Genomic DNA, 23,171 nt, shown 5'->3' with positions numbered 1-23,171 from the left:
GCCAATTTCATTGGAATTCTCTAGCCAAACTGCATTCAACCGCGTGCGTGGGTGACGCCGCCGTCCACGACCAACGTAGAGCCCACCACGTAGTCGCCCGCGCGCGAAGCGAGGTAAATCGCAGCGCCCGCCATATCCTCCGTCGTGCCAATGCGGCCCGCGGGGATGTGGGCAGAGATTTCCTCCGCATGGTCGCGCGCTTCGCGGTTCATCTCGGAGGCAAACGCGCCCGGCGCAATCGCAGACACCGCGATGTTGTCCTTGGCTAAGCGCAGCGCCATGCGGCGTGTCAGGTGGATCAGGCCGGCCTTGCTGGCCGCGTAGGAATAAGTCTCTTGCGGGTTGACCGACACGCCGTCGATGGACGCGATGTTGATGACCTTGGCCACACGCGCCTGTGCCGCCTTTTGCAAATGCGCATGCAGCGCCTGTGTCAGGAAAAACGGCGTCTTCAGGTTCAGATCGACCACCTTGTCCCAGCCGCTCTCGGGGAAGTCATCGAACGGCGCGCCCCATGCGGCACCCGCGTTGTTGACCAGAATATCCAGCGCATCTTCGTGTTTGGAATAGGCCGCTACCAGCGCTTTGGCGCCATCCACGGTCGACACATCGGCGGGCAAGGAAACGCAGTGCCCCAGTGATGACAGCTCAGCCGCAGTCTGGTCGCAGACCGCGGCTTTGCGCGCGCTGATGTAGACGCGGGCGCCTTGCGCCAGGAAGCCCTCGGCAATCATGCGACCGATGCCGCGTGAGCCTCCGGTGATGAGTGCGGTGCGGCCTTTGAGTGAAAACAGTTCGTTCATACGGTTGCCTCTGTCAGCATTGCGAGTTGGGATGCGCGCAAGCTTAGAAGCAAACCCGTCAACAAACGGTCACTTAGGTTCCAGCGCCATCGGCGTCATCTTCCCAGGCGCCAGCTTCTTCACCGGGCTGTCGGCAATCTTCTTTTGCAGCATCTTGATGGCGGTCTCCAGCTGCAGGTCCTGGCCCATGAAGGTGGCGTGCGGTGGGTTGTCGACTTCGACATCCGGCGTGACGCCAACCCCTTCCACAATCCACTGGTTGGTGCTGGTCAGGAACTGTGCCGATTCGGCGGTGCGGGCACGGCCATTGTCCGAGAGCTTGGTGCCGTCGCCGAGCCAGACGCCGGCGCCGGCAGTGGTCTTGCCGACCACCGGCGCAATGCCAAGCTCCTTGATACCCGCTGCGAAAGTCTCGCCGTCTGAATAGGTCAATTCATCGGTCAACACGATCAAGTGGCCGCGGAACGTACCCTGCATGTTGATCGCTCCTGGCGCGCCGTGGGTGCCAGTCCAGTAAGCCCAGTTCTTGCGCAGCAGCTTCTCGATGATCCAGCTGTCGATGCTGCCGCCCTGGTTGCGCCGCACATCAATCACCAGGCCGTCCTTGGCCAGGTTGCTGTAGAACTCACGCGCAAACGTCGCAATGTCGGGCGGGCCCATGGCACGCAGGTGCAGGTAGCCGATACGGCCCTTCGATGCGGTGTCAACGCGTTCAGCGCGCTCTTGCTCCCAGTCGCTATAGCGCAGCACTTGGTGCCGCGCCTGCGCTACGGGTTTGACAATCACTGCCAGCGTCTTCTCGCCGCGCATCAGGTCCAGCCGGGTTTGCAGTCCGGCCTGGTTCAACAGCAAATCAGAAATATGGCGCACGTCGTTGACCGAGCGGCCATTGACAGCGGTGATCACGTCGCCCACACGAACATCCACATCCGGCTGCGCCAGCGGGCCGCGGTCTGATGGCAGCTCGCGCACGCCCTGGAAGATACGTTCGATGCGGTAGCCATTGGCAACCCGCTCCAACAGCGCGCCCAGATTGGAGGGCACGCCTTCGGGTGGCGCGCGGCGCACATCGCCCGGCACGATCTGCGAGTGCAGTGCGCCCAGCTCGGCCGTCATCATCGCCAGCACATCGTTTAATTCGTCGCGGTCACTGACGCGGTCCACCAGCGGGAAGTATTTGGTGCGCATCGCGGTCCAGTCGACACCGCGCATCGTGTGGTCAAACAGGTAGTCACGCTGCAGGCGCCAGACGTCCTGCACCATCTGCTTCCACTCGGCGCGCGGGTCGAAGCTGATGTACCAGTCGTCCAGTTTGAACTTCTGCTTGGAGATGTCGGCTTGCTGCTTGGCACCCGCATCGACCAGATAGAAGTCACCCGAACCCTGCATCGCAAAGGTACGGTAGAAAACACGCTTGCCATCGCCCGACAGCGCGAAGCTGCGGACGTTGTCTACAAAAGTCTCCGGCTTGGGGCCGTTCTTCTCGGTCGCCAGCGTCTTCAGGCTGGCCTTGCCGGCAACCGCCTGGTCTGCTTCCAGCACATACAGGCGCTTCGCGTCGACCGCCAGGTCCGTGTACTTGCCGGCAGGCAGCGGCACCTCGAACAGCCGCTGCGCCAGGCCGTCCATCACGATGGCGGGCAGCTTGGGCTCGTCCGGTTTTTTGGCCGTATCGGCAGTGGGAGCGCTGGCTGCGCTCTTGGGTGTGGAGGCTGCTGTGGCAGGTGGGGACACAGGCGCTGATGCCGCAGGCTTGGGAGGAAGCGGAGGTGTGCTGGTGAACTCGTCATCCGACTTGAACGGGAAGCGGTTGCCTGGCTGCAGCGCCAGCGCGAAGACCGCGGTGCGCCGGTCAAATATCGGGCCCATGTTGCGGTCGCCCCAAGGCGCACGGTTGCCGACTTCAAAATTGCGCTCCGACAGGAAATACAACCAGCGCCCGTCTGGCGAAAACGCCGGCGCGTAGGAACTGAAGCGTTGACCACTCACAAAGGCCAGCTTCTTGCTCTCCAGGTGGTAGACCGCCATCAGTTTGCGCTCATCCCAGGTTACTTCGCGCACCAGCGCAATGCTCTTGCTGTCAGGTGCCCAGACCACGGAGTCGTGCTTCTCCACGCCGTCGCCGCCTGCGTCATCGATCAGGCTCTCGCTGCGCGTCGCCAGGTCCAGCAGCCACAGGCGGCCACGCTTGTCGGTATGCGCAATCCACTTGCCGTCAGGCGACGGATAGACCGCCCAGCGCAGCGTGGTCGCGCCTTTGGTCAGTTGCTCGGCCCGGGCACTTCCGTCGGCGGCATAACGCCAGACTTCGTTTTCGCCCGTGGTGTCGGCAATCGCGTAAATCCATTTGTCGTCCGGGCCGAACACGGCGTTGCGGGCGCGTACGCCCGCGGGAATCGCGATGTCCATGCGGCGCTTGTCGTTCAGACCCGGCAGCGTCACGCGGCCGCGCGCGGTGATCGCAATGCGCTCGTCTTTCCAGGCCACATCGACATCGCTGAACTGCTCCATCGGCGATTTGATCTGGCGCACACGCTGCTGGTCAAAGTCGGACAACAGGCTCACCGGCAGGCGCTTGTCGGACGCCGTTGCCAGATCCAGCACGCGCAGATCGGCACCCAATTGGTAAACCACCTGCTTGCCATCGATCGCGGCGGTGCGCACGTCCCAGGCGGTGTGGCGTGTCAGCGCTTTCAGGTCTTTGCCCTCGGGTGTGGCCGACCAGATGTTGTCGGCGCCGGTCTTGTCACTGATGAAATACAAGCGGCCTTGCGACCACATCGGCCGCCGGAAGTTGGCGTCTGCGGCCGACAGCACTGCTACCGCCTCCGCCTTGCCCTGCAAATCGAAGCGCCAGATCTGCGCCTTCAGGCCGCCGCGGTATTGGCGCGCGTTGTCGCCAGACAGTTGCAGGCCAAAACGTGTGAAGTACAGAAAGCGGCCGGTATCGTCCAGCGCTGCGTCATTCGCCTCTGCCACCGGGAAGACCCGCTGCTTGAGGTTTTGCCACTGGATGGACGCGACTACCGGGTAGGTATTGGGGCCGGTCGCGTTTTGCATTGCCACCAGCACTTCGCCCTGCGGTGACCAGCCCAACACGCGGACAACGCCATTCTCAAAGCTGATGCGCTTGGGCAGTCCGCCGCTGATGGGCATCACATAGGCTTCCTGCGTGCCCTCGTAAAACGCCGAGAACGCCAGCATCTGGCCGTCTGGCGAGATGGCGGCGTTGGTCTCCGGGCTGGTGTGCGTCGTCAGCCGCTGGGCCTGGCCGCCCTCCAGTGTGGATTTCCACAAATCGCCTTCGGAGGTGAACACCACCGTGTTGCCGCGCACCGCCGGGAAGCGCAGGTAGGCGTCGGCTGCAACGGCAACTGTGTTGAGCGCGAGAAGCGCAAAGAGCGCGACAGAAAACGAGGCGAGTTTGAATTTCATGCTGGACTCTTGGCGCCGCTGGCGTGTAGATGAAAACGGTGAACTTACCAGATTTCGCCTGTCACAATGGCCGCACTTATCTGTCCAACCCAACGCAGCAGGAGCCCCATGCCCTCTTCCAAACGCCCCATCACCATCGACGACCTCTGGTCCCTCAAGCGCTTGGGTACCGGCAGCTTGTCACCCGATGGCCAATGGACCTGCTCTGTCGTCACCAGCTACGACATGAAGAAAAACGAGAGCACCAGCCAGCTCTGGCTGCTCTCGACCGACGGCAAGACACAGCGCCAGCTCACCCGTGGAAAAAAAGACGGCGATCCGCAATGGTCGCCCGATGGCAAGTCCATCGCGTTCGTCTCCAAGCGCGGCGAAGGCAAGGACGCTGATGCGGCCGGTCAGGTGTATCTGATATCCCCGGACGGTGGTGAAGCGCGCCGCGTGGCGCAAGTAGCAACCGGCGTGAGCGCGTTGCGCTGGTTTCCCGACAGCAATCGCCTCGCGTTTGTGTCCTGGGTCTGGCCTGAGCTGAAGACGCAAGATCAGCAAGAGAAGAAACTCAAGGAAGACAAAGACGACAAGGTGCAGGCCACGGTGCTGGAGCACAACCACTACCGCCACTGGGACCACTGGTTTGCGCGCGGCCGCAAGCCGCATATCCATGTCGTAGAGACGGGCAACGGTAAGGTCCGCGACCTGTTTGCGGGCACTGCATTTCATCTGCCACCGCAGGAGCCCGACGCTGCGCTGTTTGACATCAGCCCTGATGGCAAAGAACTGGCGTTCACGTTTGACTTCAACCCCGATCCGCGCGAGTTCTCGTTCACCGACATCGTCGCGATGGATGTAAAGAGCGGCAAGACCACGACACTGACCACGCGCGACAAGTCACTGGCGCGCTTTGCGTTCGAAGGCCCGCGCTATTCGCCGGATGGCAAATACATCGGCTTGCTCGCTACCGACTACATGAAGCAACACAACGAGCAATGCCGCGCCTGGTTGCTGGAGCGCAAGGCCAAGAAACTGACCCCATGGAGCACCACCTGGGACCGCGGTGTGCATGGCCCTCTGCAATGGGCTGCCACCAACGACGCCGTGTACTTCAACGCCGAACATGGCGTAGCGCAGCCGATCTGGCGCTTGGCCGTGGACGCCAAGACCCCCACGGAAGTAGTGCGCGGCCCCGGCGAAGGCGGCACGGCGGCCGATCTGCGCATCAGCGCCAACGGCAAGACACTGGTCTATGCGCGCTCCAGCGTAAAACACCCGCCAGTGCTACTGGCCTGCGATGTCGATGGAACCGGCGAACGTGCTATCGAGAAGTTCAACAGCAAACTGATGGCAGGCCTACAAATGGGCGAGGCCAAAGCGGTTGAGGTCAAGGGCTTTGGCGGCGACAAGATTCAGATGTGGGTTGTCTCGCCACCCGGCTACAAGGCCGACACGAAAAAGAAATGGCCGCTGATGCAGGTGATCCACGGCGGGCCCCACACCTGCTGGAACGACACCTGGCACTGGCGCTGGAACATGCAGATGTTTGCCGCAAGCGGCTACGTCACTTGCGCCGTGAACTACCACGGCTCCAGCGGCTTTGGGCAAAAGTTTCTCTCCAGCATCAACGGCGACTGGGGCCGCCGCGAGATGGCGGATGTGGAAGCCGGCACGGACTACATGCTCGCCACAGGCACCATCGACCCCAAGCGCATCGTCGCCACCGGCGGCAGCTACGGTGGTTACATGGTCGCCTACATGAACGGCAACCTGCCCGCCAAACGCTACCAGGCCTATGTGTGCCACGCGGGCTGCTACGACTGGGTCTCGATGATGGGCTCGGACGGCTACTTCTGGTTTGGCCACGAACTCGGCGCGTTCCACTGGGACAACGAAGCCCGCGTGATGAAGCAATCACCGCACCACTACGCGCAAAACTTCAACACCCCCACGCTGGTCATCCACGGCGAGCAGGACTACCGCGTGCCCTACTACCAGGGCCTGGCCTACTACAACACCCTGCGCGCCCGCGCCATCCCTTCGCGCCTGGTCTTCTTCCCCGACGAGAACCATTGGATCCTGAAGCCGCAAAACTCCAAGCTTTGGTATGCGGAGTTCACCGGGTGGTGTGACCGGTACACCTCGGGCAAGAAAAATTCGCTATCGAAATAGGAGCTGCTTACGCACATTCCGCGGGGTCTGCAGGCCTTTATTGCTTTGCATTTCACACATGCTGGAGTGTGCATAATGCAGACGAAGAGGCCCCATCTGGGGCGCCAAGCCATGAAAACGAATGCCCTCTCACTGACGTTTTTCCAGGTAGCGCGACTGGGCGTATGGATTGCGCTGGCAGCCGCGAGCTGCGCATGGGCGGAGCCGCTCACGCTGGCTGTGTCGCGCTCTCCCCTCTCGCTGCCGCTGTACATAGCCCAGCACAATGGCTACTTCACCGCCGAAGGTCTGGAAATCAAGTTCAACGAATGTCTGGGCGGCCACCGCTGCCTGCGCCAGGTGCTCGACGGCCAGGCCGACGTGGCAACCGTGGGCGATCTGCCCGTGGTGATGAACAGCTTTGCCAGCAGCGACTACGCCGTCATTGGCACCTTCACCAAGTCCAGCGACGACATCAAGCTGGTGACCAATGCACGCGCCAACATCAAGACACCGGCGCAGCTGGAGGGCAAACGCATCGGCACCATCAAAGGAACATCCAGCGAGTATTTTCTGGAGCTGTACCTGCTGACTGCGGGTGTAGACCCGAAGAGTCTGACCGTGGTGGGCCTGCAGCCCGAAGACATGGTGCAGGCGCTGCAATCGGGCAAGGTCGACGTCATCTCGGTCTGGCAGCCCTACGGCTACATGGCGATCAAGGCGATGGGCACTGGCGGCACCGTGCTGCCGAGCGGCAACGCCTACACCCAAAGCTTCAATCTGGTCAGCCACCGCAAGCTGCTCGGCGCTCACGACAGCACGCTAGCCAAGCTGTTGCGCGCGGTGGAGCGGGCCGAGCGTTTCATCCAGGAGCGCCCCACGGAGGCCAAAGGAGTCATGATGCAAAAGCTGGCGCTGGAGCAGGATTTTGTCGACGCCGTGTGGCCCGGCCTGCGCTACCGGCTGGGACTGGACCAGGCCCTGCTGGTGACCATGGAGGGCGAGGCCCGCTGGGCTCGCCGCGAGGGCCACGCTACGGGCCCGCTCAAGCCCAATTTCCTTCAACTGGTGCACAGCGCACCGCTGCGCAGCGTGAAACCCGACGCCGTCGCCACACTGCGCTAAGCGAACATGAAACTGCGCAACCTGCTATTGAGCGCCAGCCTGGTGTCCGCGGCCGTCGGCCTGGCGGCCATGGTGGCGGTAGTGAACGCCGGGCGCGAAGAAGACCGCACCAGCGCCGTCCGCACACAGGCGCAGGTCGCCTCGCACGAGGTATCCGGCCTGCTGGTGCTGACCCAGGAGTACGCACGCCACGGCGAGACACGCGCTGCCGAGCAATGGCACCAGCGCCACGCCACCATTGCCCAGGTGCTGGGCGGTGGCGACATCGCACTGGACGAAGACCCTGCGCTGGCCGAACTGCGCGAAGTGAGCCAGTCCCTGCCCGAGCTGTTTGAAGCACTGGAAAGAATTCCGCAAGACAACAAGCCCTTCAACCTGCGGCGCAAAGAAGTGCTGCTCGACCAGTTGCTCACCAGCACGCAGGCGATGAGCGACTACGCCTACCAGTGGTACCAGAACGCCACCCAGACGCGGCGTGACGCAGACCAGCGTTTCCAATTGCTGGCCTTTGTGACGCTGGTCGCCATGCTGCTGATTCTGTTGTCCATGGTGTTTCTGGTGTACCGACGTGTGCTGCAGCCTTTGCGCGACCTGGACGAAGCCACCGCCGCCGTGAGCCGCGGCGACATGTCTGCGCGCATAGCCAGCACGGCCAGCGACGAGCTGGGCGACCTGTCGCGCCGCTTTGATGCCATGACAGAGACGCTGGCCCAGAACCGCCAGCGGGTGCAAGACTCCGAGAAACGCCTGCGCCTGATCACCGACAACATGCCCAGCCTGATCGCCTACATCGACAGCGATCTGCGCTACCAATTCATCAACGCCTACTTTCTGCAGTTGCTGGATGTCGAGGCAGGAAACCCGGTGGGCAAGCGGGTCGTGGACGCACTGGACCCTGTCACTTACGCCGCTCTGCAGCCCCATCTTGAAGCGGCCCTGGCAGGAGAGCGCCAGCACTTTGAACGTGTGAACATGGTGCGTGGCAAAGCGGTGTGCCTGCTGACCGACTACATCCCCGATTTCAATGAAGCCGGGGAAGTCGTTGGCATCTTCGCCACCGCCAAAGACATCACTGAATTGAAAGCCATTCAAAGCGCCCTTGGCGAGGGCGAGCGGCGCCTGCGTGCCATCACCAACAACATCCCTGCGATGGTGGGCCACTTTGATACCGAGGAACGCTGCCTGTTTGCCAACGATGCCGCGTTGGCCGCGCAAGGCCTCAATGTCAGCGACACCTCCAAGCACACCCTGCGCACAGGCCTGCGGGACAGCTACGAACAACATGCGCCCTATGTGCGCCGCGTGCTGCAGGGCGAGATCTGCGGCTTTGAAGGCCATGTCCAGCGTAACGGGCAAGACCTGTACTTTCAGGCCCACCTGGTGCCAGACCGCGACGCACAAGGCCAAGTTCAGGGCTTCTACCTGATGTCGTTTGACGTGACCCGAGTGCGCCGTGCGGAGCAGGCGCGCAAGCACAGTGAGCAACGCCTGCGCCAGATTACCGACAACCTGCCGGTTCTGATCTCCTACATGGACCCGCAGACTGTGGTGCACTTTGCCAATGAAACCTACCGCACCTGGCTGGGTGCGGACCCGGAGACCATGCTGGGCCGCACCATCGGCGACATAGTGGGCCGCGAGCTGTTCGAGGCGCGCCGCCCGTTTATGGAACGCGCCCTGCGCGGTGAGCGGGTGGACTATGAGGCCGAGATCACCGCCCTGGGTGTAACGCGCAACCTGAGCACCAGCTACATCCCGGATATGGACAGCGATGGCAAGGTGATGGGCATCTACACGCTGAGCTCGGACGTCTCTGCCCTGAAGGCCTACGAGCGGCAGCTGCAGGCGCTGGCGCGTTTTGACACCCTGACCGGTCTGCCCAACCGACTGCAATTCAACGAGAAGATGGCCGAGGCGCTGGAACGATCCGAGCGCACGGGGGGCGGACTGGCGCTGATGTTCCTCGATGTGGACAAGTTCAAGTCCATCAACGACACGCTGGGCCATGCGGCTGGCGATGCTGTGCTGCGCGAATTCTCCAAACGGCTGCAAGCCAGCGTGCGCCACGTCGATCTGGTGGCGCGTCTGGCTGGCGACGAGTTTGTGGTGATTCTAGAGAGCCTGCCCAGCAGCGCCGAAGCGACGGCCGTAGCGCGCAAGATTGTGGAGGCGGCAGCCAAGCCCATGGAAGTGGAAGGCCGGCCTCTGCAAGTCACCACCAGCATCGGCATTGCCTTTCAGGACAACGCCTGCCCCATCACCACGGTGCCGGAATTGCTGGCACGTGCCGACGAAGCCCTCTACGCGGCCAAAGCCGCAGGGCGCAATACCTTCCATATGGCATGAGCGGCTTTTCTACTCTCTGTATTCGCCACCTGATCGCTTTGGTGATGGCATTGGCATTTGGCGGTGCACAGACCGCCCCGCTGAACCTGGCCGTCTCCAGTGGGCCGGTGTCGCTGCTGGTTTACGCGGCCGAAGGCAATGGCTATCTCAAAAGCGAGGGTGTGGAACTGAACCTGGTGGAATGCAGCAGCGGGCGCAATTGCCTGAAGCTGCTGACCGATGGCGCGGTCGACATGGCGACCGCTGCGGACGTGGTGGTGGCGATCAACAGCTTTGCGCGACCCGATGTGGTCATCCTCGGAACCCTGAGTGCATCGTCCCACCAGATCAAGCTGATCGCACGGCGTAGCGCCGGCATCGCCAGCCCCGAGCAGGTGCGCGGCAAGCGCCTGGCGACTGTGCGAGGCACTTCGGCCCAGTATTTTCTGGACAGCTGGTTGCTATTCCATGGCATTGAAGGCCGCGCAGTGCGGCACATCTTTTCGCCACCCGACGCGCTAGGGCCCATGCTGCAGCGAAAGGACGCGGATGCCATCGCGATCTGGGAGCCCCTGGCTTCCAACGCCATGACTGTGCTGGGCGACGACGCGCTGGCGCTGCCCAACCCGCGGGTCTACACCCAGCACTTCAACCTGGTGAGCACCCGGGGCGCCAGCGCAGCGCGCCGCGCAGAAATGGTCAAGGTGCTACGTGCACTGGCCCGGGCCCAGCAATTCATCCGCGAGCAGCCGAACGCAGCCACGCAGTTGCTAGCGCGGCGGCAGGGCGTTAGCGCCGCATCCGCTCTGGCGCAGATGAAAGAGCAGGACTACCGCCTGCGGCTGGACCAGCCCCTGGTCAGCACCTTGAGCAGCCAGTTGCGCTGGGCTGTGCGCGAGGGTCACGCCAAGGCAGACGCGGAGCTGCCCAACCCCCTGCGCCTGATTGAGCCCGCGCTGCTGCGCGAGGCCGCTCCGTCAGCCGTAGATTCGATCAAAACTAATTCGCTATCGAAATAGGAGCTGCTTACGCACGTTCTGCGGTCGTTAGAGGCATATTTCCTCATTTTTTTAAACGGTGCGGTGCAGTACATACAGGCTGGCTAGGGCGGATTAACGTGATACATGTTGAACGGCCCGAGTTCGGAGCGCGTTCTATCTTCAACCTTCCAGGAGAAGCACATGAGCACGTTGACCATCCGAAAGCCCAACCCCCCACTTGTAGACAAAGACTTGGCCGAGCAGGCCCGCGCCGGCCACGGCATTCCATCGCAGGACACAGACCCTGCCGCGCAAGTCGCGCTGAACCCCGAAGAGGCGAAGCGCGAGGCCCAGTCGGTATTGGTGGGTGGCGGCTTGGTCGCAGGTCTGGCCACGGGCGCCGCCATCGGCGCCGCGGTGGCGGGCCCGGTGGGTGTGGTGGTGGGGTCCACAGTAGGTGCCGTTGCTGGCGCGTTGGGTGGCGAAGCTGCAGGCGCCAAGGCGAAACCAGTTTGAGAGACACCATCGTGATTGGCAAAGCCACCCTACTACCGGGCGATAGTCCCGAGAGCCCACTGGTAGCAGCCGCAGAGGCCCGCGCCGCTGCACCTCTGGTCGTTAGCGGTATCGAACCCGTGGCCCGCTCCCGGCTGTTCACCGTGTCCCAGGACGCAACGCTCGTTGAAGTGGCGGCGCGATTGTCCGATTCGCAAATCAGCGTTGTCATCGTGTGCGATGAAGCGGGCACTGCGCTGGGCGTCATCACCGAGACCATGCTAATCAGGCGCTTAGGGCTGGGCGAGGCCGACTTCTTCACCACCCATGCGGGCGATGTCATGACGCGGGAGTTCATCACCTGCGTGCAGCAGGAATTGTTGTCCGATGTATTGGCGATGATGCACGCGCGGGGCCTCATCCACGTGCTGCTGGTTGACGAAAACAACAAACCCATCGGCGTGCTGAACGCCCGCGACGGCTTGCGGGCGCTGCTGGCGGCGGGCAACCACGAAGAGGCGATGCTGCGCAACTATGTGATGGGTATTGGCTACCAATGACAACACGGCCTTGAGCGACACGGAGCCAAGCCCATCGGCTTGCGGTTCTTACAGGCGCTTCCTCTGTAGTTTGAAACCGCTATTGAAATAGGAGCTTCTTACGCACGTTCTATGCGCTCTGTAGGCATATTTGGCATAGATTCTCCAATGAAGACAGGTGCCAATATCCCCCAAATGGGGGATGGTCGCAGAGTGCCTGTTCGATCAAAATTCTGATCTACAAAGATCAGATAGACCAACGAGCAGTCAACCCAAGCGCAAAGCTGTGAAGAACGAAGCTGAAATCTATTGCCCGAAATGCAAATGGCGCCCGAGTGCCGAAGACCGTTGGGAATGCATGCCAAGTTGCGGAACTATTTGGAATACGTTCTGGACCCGCGGCGTCTGCCCCGGCTGCACTTACCATTGGCGCGACACGCAATGCCTTCCTTGTGGCAAGCTCTCGCCGCATGAGAGCTGGTATCACTACCGCGAGCCGGCCGAAGGGCAAACACAGAAATTGGAAGAAGCTATACAGGCATGAGCAGTTGTCAAACTCAGATGCCGCTATGCAGCGATAGCAGACCTAAACTGATGCTCTCCACCAATCACGAAAATCATGTCCGATCATCTAGACCCAACTGAAGCGGAAGACGACGAGAACGAAGACGACCCGACCCCGGAGGAGCTAGCTCAGATTCGGAGAGCAACACCCGCTGACGCTGCCGCCGTGGATGCACTTATTTTGCAAAGCTGTACTGATCATTGGCGCAAGGTGGCTATGGTCGTAGGAACTTCGTTGAAAGAATTTGACGCAAAGTTTCCTCACCTGCCATATGTCTACATGCCCATTCGCATCATTGCAATGGAAAACAGCGGCGCGCTTGAGGTGCAAGGCAATGCAATGGCCATGCGGTTTTCAGAGGTTCGCCTTGCCGGAAAGTAATCTTGCCGTTCTGCTTCGCGGCGGAAGCCGACATCAAGCAATATCCCCCAAATGGGGGATATTCAAGATAGTCCGTTAGATCGAGAATTCGCCCATTCGCAAGAAATCTGCTCACCCGCACATCCTCAATGACAACAACAATTCGCAGTATCTTGTTTGTAGTTTTGCTCTCTTGCGTTGGAATCGTGTCGGCGGCAAATACGGCCCTGTCAAAACAGCAGAAGATCGAGCAAATGCTTGCATCCCTGAAATTTGATCGAATCATTGAGTCAGGAATTGCGGAGTGCATCGATAGCACGCTTGACGCTTACTATGCGCCGGAAAAGGTAGTAGCAAAGAGCGGCGACTACAAAGGCATGACTCCAAAGTCTGCAGATTGGCCGCAGGTTCAAGCGGCTTTTCGTCGATTCGCTGAAAAGTCGTGCTCCGGCGTCGGAGTAGAGCGAACGAAAAAAGTCTACATCGAGTGGTATGACAAGAACATCACCGAAGAAGATCTAGATGCCATCATCAGATTCCAACAGAGTCCATCAGGTCGTGCGTTGGCATCTGCACAAGAAAACTTCACGCGCTTTCTTTCAAAGGCAACCAGCGACGCCAACTCAAAAGCCCAGGAAGACGCTGGAGTGGATTTTCGGAACGAAGTGGACACAATATCCAACAGGCAAAGAACGTGCAATCAACAGTTTTGGTGGATGTTTTGGCGCAAAAGCCCTTGTTAACTTGGGTCTGGAATTAAGCGACTCTTTTTTTCAGCAAGTCTGCGTTGCAGCGGAAGCGGACATCCCCAGAGACCCGCTATTTCGCTTCCAATAATCTAAAGTTGATATTGATTTGAGAATATGGATGCCCCAAAAGAGCCACAAACAATGAACATCTGGATTGCAGCTTTGGCTGCAGTGGCGGTGCAGCCTGTTGTGTTCATCGCGCGCTTGGCTGTCGACTTCATTGATTCGCCACAGCAGTTCTATGGACTGGGGTTTTTTCTGCTCGCCGTGATGGCCGTTGCTGGCGCAGTCGTGCTAATTCTTGGCATTCCTACTTTCCTGTTACTTCGCAGACTTCATCGAGAGAGTTGGACTTCACTTGGAATTGCTGGTTTTTTGATCGGTGCCTTACCGTTTGCATTTTTTTGGCCAAGCCAACTCAATGGTTTTTCTGCCGGTCAGAGTTGGCATGGTAAGTATGTTGAGACTTATGTAAATGGAATTCCAACTAACTATGCATGGCTTAGCTATGGTGAAAACCTATTGTTTTCTTCACTTCATGGATTGGTAGGCGCACTCGTCTTCTATTCCGTATGGCGTTGGCGAGAGCACCAAAATGTCTTGCAGTTGCCGACTTCTGGCGTCGAATGAAAATCGACGCAATATCCATTGTTTAAGCAATTCCGGATTGCAGCGAAAGCAGACTTGTTCAGGCCTACCCTATTTCGGAGTTTCCGATTGAATTGCATATGGGCTGGAATTGCTCTGATATCAAAATGCTCATAAAGCATCACATATTCATGACCAAGATACTTCGCACGTTGTTCTTGTTGCTTCTGGCAAGTACGGTTTCTGCCGAGGACGTTCCCTTATCGCCCGTATGCTGGCCATTGAATCTCGCCGGAATCACTCTCGGGGTCACCACCGACTCAGAAGTGAAGCGCTTGCTAGGCACGGGCATATTCCGGAAGGACGAAGGCGATACTGGCGGGAGATACTTTGTCGATTTGAAGAGAACCGCCACCCTGCACACATTAAGTTTTACGGACGACGTGATCGGCGAGTTAACGATTGAAGAAGGCGTCCTTGTTGGCGCGCACGAAGAGAAAGCAGCTAAATCAAAGTGGTTCAATCCGAAGCAAGGCTTTGGCAATTGGCATGCGCTTCATCTTGGCTCCACTAAAGCTGAAGTGCGAGCGAATCTCGGCTCACCTGTCGTCGACGGTAGTAATGCCAATAGCTGGAGATTTGATTCGAAGTGTGCGTGCGAACTGGAAATATTCTTCACGCTATATTTCAAGAATGATCGTGTCTACAAAGTTGTGTTTTCGGCACCGCCTGGTTAGACAGCTGTGCAGCGAAAGCAGACTTGCGACGAAGCCGCACAGTTTTTTAACCTCGCCGATTCAACACCCATGAAATATTGCCCCGGGTTAGGCAACACATAGAAATGGATATAGCAATGTCAGAGCATGCAGTTATCGTACGTTTCGACTATGGGAGTACAGATCTTTCCGCGCTTTTTGCGCTCGAAGACGAATTGGAAAATGCGATTGTGGCTGCAGGCGTCGGCGAATTTGACGGAAATGAGATTGCATCCGATGGAAGTGATGGTTTGTTGTACATGTATGGCCCAGACGCGGATGCACTGTTTAGTGCGATAAAGACCGCGCTCGTAAAAGCAACGTCCATCCGAAATGTGGTCGCGACTCTTCGCTATGGTCCTCCGGCCGACGATACACGAAGCATTGAAGTGTCTTTATAAAGCGGACAGCTATGCACTCCGGGCTCTTAAAATCGGCCAGCTGCTTTGCAGCGGAAGCAGACCCCGAGCGTCATTCTTCGACTGATTTGATTTTGATGACAGTTCCATCTATTGTTCTTCAGACCTCATGAGTGATTTAGTCACTCAAATCACTGCCAACGCCGAAAGAATGCGAGCGCTGAATGATCGGATTAACGAGACCGTTAAATATCGAGCAACTTCCGCAGCTCATAAGGCCGAGTGGCAGGCAGCCTGCGCCGATTTTCACAGTCAGTTTGATGAACTCTTCTTTCCTGGCGGTAGCAAGGCTTGGCTAGACTTTACGAAGGGCGAAAGTCCAGATGCCGAATCGGCGATTGCCTTTCTAGAGGCAGACCCATTTGCCTTCCGATCTGGATATCACAAGCAGATAATTTGGAACCGCTTCAAGCAGATCGTCCTATCCGCGAGTGAGAAACAACGCCTTGAATCCGTCGCGATAAGCTACCTCGGCAAGCGTGTGCGTTGGGAGTTCTGGAACATGGCCAAATATGTTCGACTTCGCGGCGGTGCGGAGTTTTGGCAGAACGTTACGCTGATCGCCACGGCTGACTCCCGATCGACTACGGCGATAAAGGCGTATTGGCTACTATTGGTCAGGGACAACGAGCCCGTACGTCGAAGAATCTATAGCGAATTCCTACGTGCAAGGTACGAGCCAGGATACAAGTTGACGCTCGACTTTTATAAGCCTGCAACATGAGGCCATGCTTTATCTTCAAAGAGACTTGAGTGGCAGCATTCACGACCGCTTTGGAGAGAGGCTCAAGACCGCTATCAGCCTGAAGCCGACCTAAACCTTCTCGCCCACCACCTCATTCGCCGTCCGAAACGCCTCCACTGACGCAGGCACGCCGCAATAGATGGCCGCGTGTAACAACACTTCCTGAATCTCCACCGCCGTTGCGCCATTGTTCAGCGCGCCGCGCACGTGGCCCTTCAGTTCATTTTGTTTGCCCAGTGCCGTGAGCATGGCTACGGTGATCAGGCTACGGGTCTTGAGGTCCAGTCCCGGGCGCTGCCAGGTGTCGCCCCAGGCGGCGCGGTTGATATGGTCTTGAATCGGCTGGGTGAAGGGTGTTGTGTTGGCTTGTGCGGCTGCAACAAACTCTTCGCCCATCACTTGCTTACGGGTGGCCATGCCGGCCTGGTATTGCGAATCCATGTCGGGGTCTCCAAAAGGAAGACCCCGAGCATAGCGTTACGTCCTAGATATCAAAACGGTCCAGGTTCATCACCTTGGTCCACGCTGCCACGAAGTCCGCGACGAACTTCTGCTGGCCGTCTGCGCTGGCATACACCTCCGCATACGCCCGCAGCACCGAGTTGGAGCCGAAGACCAGATCGGCGCGGGTGCCGGTGTACTTCACCGCGCCGGACTTGCGATCGCGGCCTTCGAACACTTCGCCTGTGCCATCGACAGCCTTCCACACCGTGCCCATGTCGAGCAGGTTGACGAAGAACACATTGCTGAGTACGCCGACCTTGTCGGTGAACACACCGTGCTTGCCGCCGTCGGCATTCGCACCCAACACGCGCAGGCCGCCGACCAATGCGGTCAGCTCGGGCGCGGTCAGCGTCAACAACTGGGCGCGGTCGAGCAACAGCGCTTCGGTCGCTGCGCCAATGGGGCCCTTCTTGTAGTTGCGGAAACCGTCGGCCACAGGTTCGAGTGCTGCAAAAGATTCGACATCGGTCTGCGCTTGCGTAGCGTCCACGCGGCCTGCTGCGAACGGTACTTCGACCGCAACGCCCGCCGCCTTGGCCGCCTGCTCTACGCCCACGCTGCCAGCCAACACGATCACGTCGGCCAGCGACGCTTTGCCGGATGCCTTCTGGATCTCTTGCAACTTGGCCAGCGCCTTGACGGCGATCTTGTTGACGTCCCAATCTTTTTGAGGCGCCAGCGCCAGGCGCGCGCCATTGGCACCGCCGCGCTTGTCGCCGCCACGGAAAGTGGAGGCCGAGGCCCAGGCCACGGAGACCAATTCGCTCACTGACAGGCCCGATGCAGCGATCTTGGCTTTCAGGTCCGCAATGTCGGCAGCGCTTGGATTGAGCGTGGCCGCAGGCAACGGGTCTTGCCAGATCAATTCTTCCTTCGGCACTTCGGGGCCAAGGTAGCGGGCCTTGGGGCCCATGTCGCGGTGGGTCAGCTTGAACCAGGCGCGGGCAAAGGCTTCGGCGAAGGATTGCGGGTCGTCGTGGAACTTCTTGGAGATCTTGCCGAACTCGGGATCGAAGCGCAGCGTCAGGTCGGTGGTCAACATGGTCGGCTTGTTGAACTTGCCGGGGATGTGCGCGTCGGGGATGATGTCCGGCCCATTCTTGGCCACCCACTGCTTGGCGCCAGCGGGCGAATGGGTCAGCTCCCACTCGAACTTGAACAGGTTCTCGAAGAAGTTGTTGCCCCATTGCGCGGGGGTTGTGGTCCAGGTGACTTCCAGGCCGCTCGATACCGTGTCTTTGCCGTGGCCTTGGCCAAAGCTGCTGTTCCAGCCCAAGCCTTGTGCTGCGATGTCGGCGCCTTCCGGTTCCGCGCCCTTGTGCGATTCAGGCGCGGCGCCGTGGGCCTTGCCGAAGGTGTGGCCGCCGGCGATCAGCGCGACGATTTCTTCGTCGTCCATCGCCATGCGGTAGAAGGTGGCGCGGATGTCTTTGGCCGCGGCCATGTAGTCGCCGCTAGCGTTGGGTCCTTCGGGGTTGACGTAGATCAGGCCCATGTGGGTGGCGCCCAGGGTTTTGTCCAGCTCGCCCTCGCCCTTGTTGCGATCAAATGCAGCGCCGTTGGCACCGCTGAAGCGCTTGTCGGCGGCCAGCCATTGTGTTTCCGTGCCCCAGCTCACATCCATGTCGGGTTCCCACACGTCTTCACGGCCACCGGCAAAGCCGAAGGTGCGAAAGCCCATGGATTCCAGCGCCACGTTGCCAGCCAGGATGAACAGATCGGCCCAGGAAATCTTCTGGCCATATTTCTGCTTGATGGGCCACAGCAGGCGGCGCGATTTGTCGATGTTGACGTTGTCAGGCCAGGAATTTAGCGGCGCAAAGCGCTGCTGCCCGCGCCCGCCGCCGCCGCGACCATCGAGCGTGCGGTAGGTGCCGGCGCTGTGCCAGGCCATACGGACCATCTGCGGGCCATAGTGTCCGAAGTCAGCGGGCCACCAGTCTTGCGAGTCGGTCATCAGTTTGACGAGGTCGGCCTTCAATGCAGCGTAGTCGAGCTTCTTGAATTCTTCAGCGTAGTTGAATTTTTCGCCCAAGGGGTTGGATTTATTGCCGTGTTGGTTCAACAGATCGACGCGCAACTGGTTCGGCCACCAGTCTTTGTTTGTGGTGCCGCCACCGGCTGCATGGTGGAACGGGCATTTGGCTTCGCTTGACATGGGTCTCTCTCCTTGAGTGGTTACTACTTGGACTGACCGGGCCAGTGTAGATTTTCAGCCTCTATCGATCAAGATAGTTTTATTAATGAAATCTATAGGCAAAGCCAATACCCAAGGCCAAACCTAATGCGGCCTTACGATGTCACCAGTACACAAGACAACAAACACCATGACAAACGCAACGACACGCTATCCCTTGCCCGACCTCAACACGCTGCCCGAAGACATTCGCGCCAAGATATTGGAGGTGCAGGAAAAGTCTGGCTTTGTGCCCAATGTGTTTCTGGCCTTCGCACGCCGCCCGGCCGAGTGGCGCGCGTTCTTCGCGTACCACGATGCGCTGATGCTGCGCGCCGAGAGTAGTCTGACCAAGGGCGAGCGCGAGATGATCATCACGACCACCAGCGCGGCCAACAACTGCCTTTACTGCGTGGTGGCGCATGGTGCGATCTTGCGCATCTACGAGAAGAAGCCCCTGGTGGCTGACCAGGTGGCGGTGAACTACCGCAAGGCCGATATCACACCGCGCCAACGCGCGATGCTGGACTTTGCGATGAAGGTGTGCCTGCACAGCGCCACCGTGGAAGACGCCGACTTTGACGTGCTGCATGCACACGGCTTTGACGACGAAGACATCTGGGACATTGCCGGCATCACCGCGTTCTTCGGCCTCTCGAACCGTATGGCGAATGTGACCAGCATGATGCCCAACCCCGAGTTTTATTTGCTGGGCCGCGTGCCCAAACAGAAGTGAAATCAATTTGCTGTTTCGCGCTCGCTGCTGCCATAGGCACCGCGTGGGCGCAAGCGCCACTGGTGCAGCCTGAAGGCAGCAGCGGCTGGAATGCAAAGGCGGGCGCAGCGCATAAGACGTATGCCATCGCGGCAGCCAATCCGTTGGCCGCTGATGCGGGCAAGCAGATGCTGGCGCGTGGTGGCAGCGCGATAGACGCGGCGATTGCCGCGCAAATGGTGCTGACGCTAGTGGAGCCGCAATCCAGCGGGCTGGGCGGTGGCGCATTCCTGTTGCACTTTGATGGCAAAACCACGCAGGCCTTTGACGGACGCGAAACGGCACCTGCAGGCGCCAAAGAAGATTTGTTTCTGGACGCGCAAGGCAAACCGGTATCGCGGGTAATGGCCGTGGTGGGCGGGCGCTCGGTCGGCGTGCCCGGGGTGCTGCGCATGCTCCATCTGGCACACCAGCAGCATGGGCGCTTGCCCTGGGCCGATTTGTTCGGGCCCGCGATTGCGCTGGCGCGCGACGGGTTTGCCGTGAGCCCGCGCATGGCGAAATTGCTGAGTGGCGAAACACAACTGCGCAATGACGCAGATGCTGCTGCTTACTTTTACGATGACAAGGGCCAGCCCCGCGCTGCGGGCTATCGGCTGCGCAACCCAGAGCTTGCGGCCATGCTGCAGTTGATCGCCAAGCAAGGGCCGGACGCAATGATGACCGGCGTATTGGCACAAGCCATGGTGCGCAAGGTGCAAGGCCACACTAACCCCGGCAGCCTATCGATGGACGACCTGCGCGGCTACCAGGCCAAGGTGCGAGAGCCATCCTGCTTTGCGCATTCCGTTGCAGCGAAGACCTTGCGCATCTGCGGCATGGGCGCGCCGAGTTCAGGGCAGATTGCACTGGCGCAAATGCTTGGCTTGCTGGACAACACGCCAGCCGTAGGTCTTCCGCCCGAAGGCGGATTGCCTTCGGCCCAATGGCTGCATCTCTATACCGAGACCGCGCGGCTCGCATTCGCGGACCGCGCACAGTACGTGGCCGATCCGGACTTTGTGCAACCACCTGCAGGCGCGTGGGAGTCTTTGTGGGAACCAGGTTATCTGCGCAGCCGTGCACGACTCATCGATACAAAGCCCGATGGCATCAGCATGGGCACCGCACAAGCGGGAACGCCGGGCAAGGAGGTATTGGCCTACGCGCCCATGCCAGACCAGCCAGAGTCCGGCACGTCGCATCTGTCGGTGATGGACCGCTACGGCAACGTGCTGGCGTTGACCACCAGCGTTGAAGACGCCTGGGGCGCGCGCATTCTGGTGAACCGGGGCTTGGGCCTCACGGGTGGCTTTCTGTTGAACAGCCAGTTGACCGACTTCAGCATGCTGCCCAAGGGCGCAGACGGCAAGCCTGTCGCCAACCGCATACAGCCAGGCAAGCGCCCGCGCTCCACGATGGCGCCCACGCTGGTGTTTGACGGTGCGGGCAAACCGGTGATGGCGCTGGGCAGCCCCGGCGGCCCGCTGATTGCGCACTTTGTTGCCAAGACGCTTTATGCGCGCCTGCACTGGCAGCTGCCTTTGCAGGAGGCTGTGAACCTGCCCAGTTTTGGCAGCCTCAATGGCCCGACGTTTCTAGAAGCCGGCCGCTTTGGAAAAGACACGATAGACACGCTGAACCGCCGCGGCCACAAGGTGCAGGAATATGAACTGACCAGTGGACTGCATGTGCTGGAGCGTCTTTCTGACGGTCGCATCGGCGGTGCGGCCGATCCACGGCGCGAAGGCGTGGTACTGGGCGATTAGGCATCGAATTGGCCTCCAGCGCCCGTAGAACGTGCGTGAGCAGCTACCAAATCAATAGCACCTCTGGACTTCCTACAATTCTCCTATGGCCATCCCCCAAACCTTTATTCAGGAGCTGATCGCGCGCGCCGATGTCGTCGACATCGTGGGCCGCTATGTGCAACTGAAAAAGGGGGGCGCGAATTTCATGGGCCTGTGTCCGTTCCACGGGGAGAAGTCGCCCTCGTTTTCAGTGAGCCCGGCCAAACAGTTTTACCACTGCTTTGGCTGCGGCAAAAACGGCAACGCGATCAGTTTTTTGATGGACCACGCGGGCATGACCTTCATCGAAGCGGTAAAGGACTTGGCAGGCCAGTACGGCATGGTGGTGCCGGAAGAGGAAGGTTCCCCCGAGGACCGCGCCCGTGCGCTGGCCCAGCGCCAAAAGCAGAACACGCTGACCGACGTGCTGGAAAAAGCAGGCGAGGCCTACCGCAAACAACTGAAGGATTCGCCCAAAGCGATTGACTACCTGAAGGGCCGCGGTCTCTCGGGCGAAGTGGCAAAGCAGTTTGGCCTGGGCTACGCGCCCGAAGGCTGGCGCTCGCTGGCCAGCGTGTTCCCGCAGTACGACGATCCACTCTTGGTGGAAAGCGGACTAGTGATCTCGAACACCGAAGAAGGCAGCAGCGACGAAAAACGCTACGACCGCTTCCGCGACCGCGTGATGTTCCCGATCCGCAATATCAAAGGCGAGTGCATCGGCTTTGGTGGCCGCGTGCTGGGCGACGAAAAGCCCAAGTATTTGAATTCGCCAGAAACGCCAGTGTTCAGCAAGGGCCGCGAGCTGTATGGCTTGTTCGAGGCGCGCTCTTCGCTGCGCGACATGGGTTACGCGCTGGTGACCGAGGGCTATATGGACGTGGTGGCGCTGGCGCAATTGGGCTTTCCCAATGCGGTGGCTACGCTGGGTACGGCCTGCACGCCGGATCACGTGCAAAAGCTGTTTCGCTTTACCGACGCAGTGGTGTTCAGCTTTGACGGCGACGGTGCTGGCCGTCGCGCTGCGCGCAAGGCGCTGGACGGCGCCCTGCCCTATGCGACCGATGTGCGCAGCATCAAGTTCCTGTTTCTGCCTTCTGAGCATGACCCGGACAGCTTTATCCGCGAGCACGGCAAGGAAGCCTTTGCCCGCTATGTCTCGGAGGCCACGCCGCTGTCCCGCTTTCTGATTGAAGCGGCGCGCGAAGGCTGCGACCTGAATACCGCCGAGGGCCGCGCCCATATGGCAAGCAACGCCAAGCCGCTGTGGCTTCAGTTACCCGAGGGTGCCCTGAAGCTGCAACTGTTGGCGGAACTGGCGAAGCTAGCGCAACTGGACGCGGGGGCTCTCTCTGCGATGTGGGCGCCAGCGCAAAGTGCCGCCCCCAGTAGCAATGCCTGGAAGCGCCATCCCGCGACGCAAGGGCAAAAGCCGCCAGTCCGCAGCCGGACCTTCGGCCGCGCGATGCCCGCCAGCCGCGCGGACCATGTGACACGGCTCATGCTGGGACAACCTGGCCTGTGGGAATCGCTCTCCAGCGAAGAGCACGCAATGCTGTGCGAACTACCCGCGCCGCACGGTGAGCTGTTTTCCTGGCTGGAGAGCCAGTTGCACGAATATGGGGCGATGCCTTGGGAGGGCTTGCGCCAGGCCCTGGCCGGGCTGCCCGTGGAAGATCTGGCGATGCGGCTGATGGCCGAACACGGCACGACCGGCGCGCATCCGGATGAGACCGCGCTGGAGCTGCGCGACCTGCTGAACCGCCTGCTGGTGGAGCGGATCAAGGAGCAGGAAACCGAGGCGATTGAGGCATCCAAGGCTGATCCGAGCGCCTTGCAGCGCTACCAGGAACTCAAAGACCGGCGCCTGCAACTGACCCGCCAACTGGAAAAATCCCAAATCGACGGTATAATCCAAGGTTGAT

The 23,171-nt window shown here is 60.1% G+C and carries 19 protein-coding genes; 15 read left to right on the top strand and 4 right to left on the bottom strand.

Going from position 1 to position 23,171, the window contains the following annotated elements; all coding sequences use genetic code 11:
* Positions 1-35 precede the first annotated feature (35 nt).
* Together AC1DV6_RS10735 and AC1DV6_RS10730 are read right to left on the bottom strand one after the other, a co-directional pair.
* Entirely contained in the window at positions 36-803 is a 768-nt protein-coding gene (locus AC1DV6_RS10735) for an SDR family oxidoreductase (RefSeq protein ID WP_477977459.1), read from the bottom strand.
* A gap of 69 nt (positions 804-872) precedes the next feature.
* A complete protein-coding gene (locus AC1DV6_RS10730; RefSeq protein ID WP_477977458.1) occupies positions 873-4,238 on the bottom strand; it encodes a S41 family peptidase in 3,366 nt (1,121 codons plus the stop codon).
* 108 nt (positions 4,239-4,346) lie between these two features.
* On the opposite strand from AC1DV6_RS10730, the gene AC1DV6_RS10725 reads away from it, so the two are divergent.
* The 12 genes from AC1DV6_RS10725 (at position 4,347) to AC1DV6_RS10670 (ending at position 16,001) form a co-directional block, all read left to right on the top strand.
* Entirely contained in the window at positions 4,347-6,398 is a 2,052-nt protein-coding gene (locus AC1DV6_RS10725) for a S9 family peptidase (protein WP_477977457.1), read from the top strand.
* Positions 6,399-6,509: 111 nt separating this feature from the next.
* On the top strand, positions 6,510-7,502 hold the full coding sequence (locus tag AC1DV6_RS10720; RefSeq protein ID WP_477977456.1) for an ABC transporter substrate-binding protein: 993 nt from the start codon (positions 6,510-6,512) through the stop codon (positions 7,500-7,502).
* Positions 7,503-7,508: 6 nt separating this feature from the next.
* The gene (locus AC1DV6_RS10715; RefSeq protein ID WP_477977455.1) at positions 7,509-9,848 is read left to right on the top strand and encodes a PAS domain-containing protein; all 2,340 of its coding nucleotides are present in this window, start codon (positions 7,509-7,511) and stop codon (positions 9,846-9,848) included.
* Entirely contained in the window at positions 9,845-10,846 is a 1,002-nt protein-coding gene (locus AC1DV6_RS10710; protein ID WP_477977454.1) for an ABC transporter substrate-binding protein, read from the top strand. Before AC1DV6_RS10715 ends, AC1DV6_RS10710 begins: the two co-directional genes overlap by 4 nt.
* Before the next feature lie 162 nt (positions 10,847-11,008).
* Positions 11,009-11,323, top strand: a complete 315-nt coding sequence (locus AC1DV6_RS10705) for a hypothetical protein (protein ID WP_477977453.1) — start codon at positions 11,009-11,011, stop codon at positions 11,321-11,323.
* Positions 11,320-11,862, top strand: coding sequence for a CBS domain-containing protein (locus AC1DV6_RS10700; RefSeq protein ID WP_477977452.1), 543 nt, complete (start codon positions 11,320-11,322; stop codon positions 11,860-11,862). The genes AC1DV6_RS10705 and AC1DV6_RS10700 overlap by 4 nt, the downstream gene beginning before the upstream one ends.
* 598 nt (positions 11,863-12,460) lie before the next feature.
* Entirely contained in the window at positions 12,461-12,787 is a 327-nt protein-coding gene (locus tag AC1DV6_RS10695; protein WP_477977451.1) for a DUF3658 domain-containing protein, read from the top strand.
* A gap of 128 nt (positions 12,788-12,915) precedes the next feature.
* Positions 12,916-13,509: a DUF2059 domain-containing protein gene (locus AC1DV6_RS10690; RefSeq protein WP_477977450.1), complete on the top strand. Its 594-nt coding sequence runs from the start codon at positions 12,916-12,918 to the stop codon at positions 13,507-13,509.
* 147 nt (positions 13,510-13,656) lie between these two features.
* On the top strand, positions 13,657-14,145 hold the full coding sequence (locus tag AC1DV6_RS10685) for a hypothetical protein (RefSeq protein ID WP_477977449.1): 489 nt from the start codon (positions 13,657-13,659) through the stop codon (positions 14,143-14,145).
* Between the two features lie 149 nt (positions 14,146-14,294).
* The gene (locus AC1DV6_RS10680; RefSeq protein WP_477977448.1) at positions 14,295-14,840 is read left to right on the top strand and encodes a hypothetical protein; all 546 of its coding nucleotides are present in this window, start codon (positions 14,295-14,297) and stop codon (positions 14,838-14,840) included.
* A gap of 116 nt (positions 14,841-14,956) precedes the next feature.
* Positions 14,957-15,259 carry a hypothetical protein gene (locus AC1DV6_RS10675; RefSeq protein ID WP_477977447.1) on the top strand — a complete coding sequence of 101 codons (303 nt, stop codon included), beginning with the start codon at positions 14,957-14,959 and terminating at the stop codon, positions 15,257-15,259.
* A gap of 127 nt (positions 15,260-15,386) precedes the next feature.
* A complete protein-coding gene (locus AC1DV6_RS10670) occupies positions 15,387-16,001 on the top strand; it encodes a hypothetical protein (RefSeq protein ID WP_477977446.1) in 615 nt (204 codons plus the stop codon).
* Between the two features lie 90 nt (positions 16,002-16,091).
* On the opposite strand, the gene AC1DV6_RS10665 is transcribed toward AC1DV6_RS10670, so the two are convergent.
* Positions 16,092-16,463, bottom strand: coding sequence for a carboxymuconolactone decarboxylase family protein (locus AC1DV6_RS10665; protein WP_477977445.1), 372 nt, complete (start codon positions 16,461-16,463; stop codon positions 16,092-16,094).
* A 43-nt stretch (positions 16,464-16,506) separates the two neighbouring features.
* A complete protein-coding gene (katG, locus tag AC1DV6_RS10660) occupies positions 16,507-18,684 on the bottom strand; it encodes a catalase/peroxidase HPI (RefSeq protein ID WP_477977444.1) in 2,178 nt (725 codons plus the stop codon).
* A 169-nt stretch (positions 18,685-18,853) separates the two neighbouring features.
* Here katG and AC1DV6_RS10655 point away from each other — a divergent pair, with 169 nt between their 5' ends.
* The 3 genes from AC1DV6_RS10655 (at position 18,854) to dnaG (ending at position 23,170) form a co-directional block, all read left to right on the top strand.
* A complete protein-coding gene (locus AC1DV6_RS10655) occupies positions 18,854-19,438 on the top strand; it encodes a peroxidase-related enzyme (protein WP_477977443.1) in 585 nt (194 codons plus the stop codon).
* Entirely contained in the window at positions 19,435-21,225 is a 1,791-nt protein-coding gene (locus AC1DV6_RS10650) for a gamma-glutamyltransferase family protein (protein ID WP_477977442.1), read from the top strand. The genes AC1DV6_RS10655 and AC1DV6_RS10650 overlap by 4 nt, the downstream gene beginning before the upstream one ends.
* An 85-nt stretch (positions 21,226-21,310) precedes the next feature.
* The gene (dnaG, locus tag AC1DV6_RS10645; RefSeq protein WP_477977441.1) at positions 21,311-23,170 is read left to right on the top strand and encodes a DNA primase; all 1,860 of its coding nucleotides are present in this window, start codon (positions 21,311-21,313) and stop codon (positions 23,168-23,170) included.
* The last annotated feature ends 1 nt before the right edge of the window (position 23,171 follow it).

It is taken from the genome of Rhodoferax sp. P2_H8_2, assembly GCF_056403235.1.
Note: the sequence above shows the minus strand (reverse complement) of the source record. Positions and strands in the feature narration are given on the sequence as shown.

Bases quoted from the DNA above. Each gene is read 5' to 3' on its own strand.
- AC1DV6_RS10735 (WP_477977459.1), bottom strand. From the start codon at position 803: ATGAACGAACTGTTTTCACTCAAAGGCCGCACCGCACTCATCACCGGA.
- AC1DV6_RS10730 (WP_477977458.1), bottom strand. From the start codon at position 4,238: ATGAAATTCAAACTCGCCTCGTTTTCTGTCGCGCTCTTTGCGCTTCTC.
- AC1DV6_RS10725 (WP_477977457.1), top strand. From the start codon at position 4,347: ATGCCCTCTTCCAAACGCCCCATCACCATCGACGACCTCTGGTCCCTC.
- AC1DV6_RS10720 (WP_477977456.1), top strand. From the start codon at position 6,510: ATGAAAACGAATGCCCTCTCACTGACGTTTTTCCAGGTAGCGCGACTG.
- AC1DV6_RS10715 (WP_477977455.1), top strand. From the start codon at position 7,509: ATGAAACTGCGCAACCTGCTATTGAGCGCCAGCCTGGTGTCCGCGGCC.
- AC1DV6_RS10710 (WP_477977454.1), top strand. From the start codon at position 9,845: ATGAGCGGCTTTTCTACTCTCTGTATTCGCCACCTGATCGCTTTGGTG.
- AC1DV6_RS10705 (WP_477977453.1), top strand. From the start codon at position 11,009: ATGAGCACGTTGACCATCCGAAAGCCCAACCCCCCACTTGTAGACAAA.
- AC1DV6_RS10695 (WP_477977451.1), top strand. From the start codon at position 12,461: ATGTCCGATCATCTAGACCCAACTGAAGCGGAAGACGACGAGAACGAA.
- AC1DV6_RS10690 (WP_477977450.1), top strand. From the start codon at position 12,916: ATGACAACAACAATTCGCAGTATCTTGTTTGTAGTTTTGCTCTCTTGC.
- AC1DV6_RS10685 (WP_477977449.1), top strand. From the start codon at position 13,657: ATGAACATCTGGATTGCAGCTTTGGCTGCAGTGGCGGTGCAGCCTGTT.
- AC1DV6_RS10680 (WP_477977448.1), top strand. From the start codon at position 14,295: ATGACCAAGATACTTCGCACGTTGTTCTTGTTGCTTCTGGCAAGTACG.
- AC1DV6_RS10675 (WP_477977447.1), top strand. From the start codon at position 14,957: ATGTCAGAGCATGCAGTTATCGTACGTTTCGACTATGGGAGTACAGAT.
- AC1DV6_RS10670 (WP_477977446.1), top strand. From the start codon at position 15,387: ATGAGTGATTTAGTCACTCAAATCACTGCCAACGCCGAAAGAATGCGA.
- AC1DV6_RS10665 (WP_477977445.1), bottom strand. From the start codon at position 16,463: ATGGATTCGCAATACCAGGCCGGCATGGCCACCCGTAAGCAAGTGATG.
- katG (WP_477977444.1), bottom strand. From the start codon at position 18,684: ATGTCAAGCGAAGCCAAATGCCCGTTCCACCATGCAGCCGGTGGCGGC.
- AC1DV6_RS10655 (WP_477977443.1), top strand. From the start codon at position 18,854: ATGACAAACGCAACGACACGCTATCCCTTGCCCGACCTCAACACGCTG.
- dnaG (WP_477977441.1), top strand. From the start codon at position 21,311: ATGGCCATCCCCCAAACCTTTATTCAGGAGCTGATCGCGCGCGCCGAT.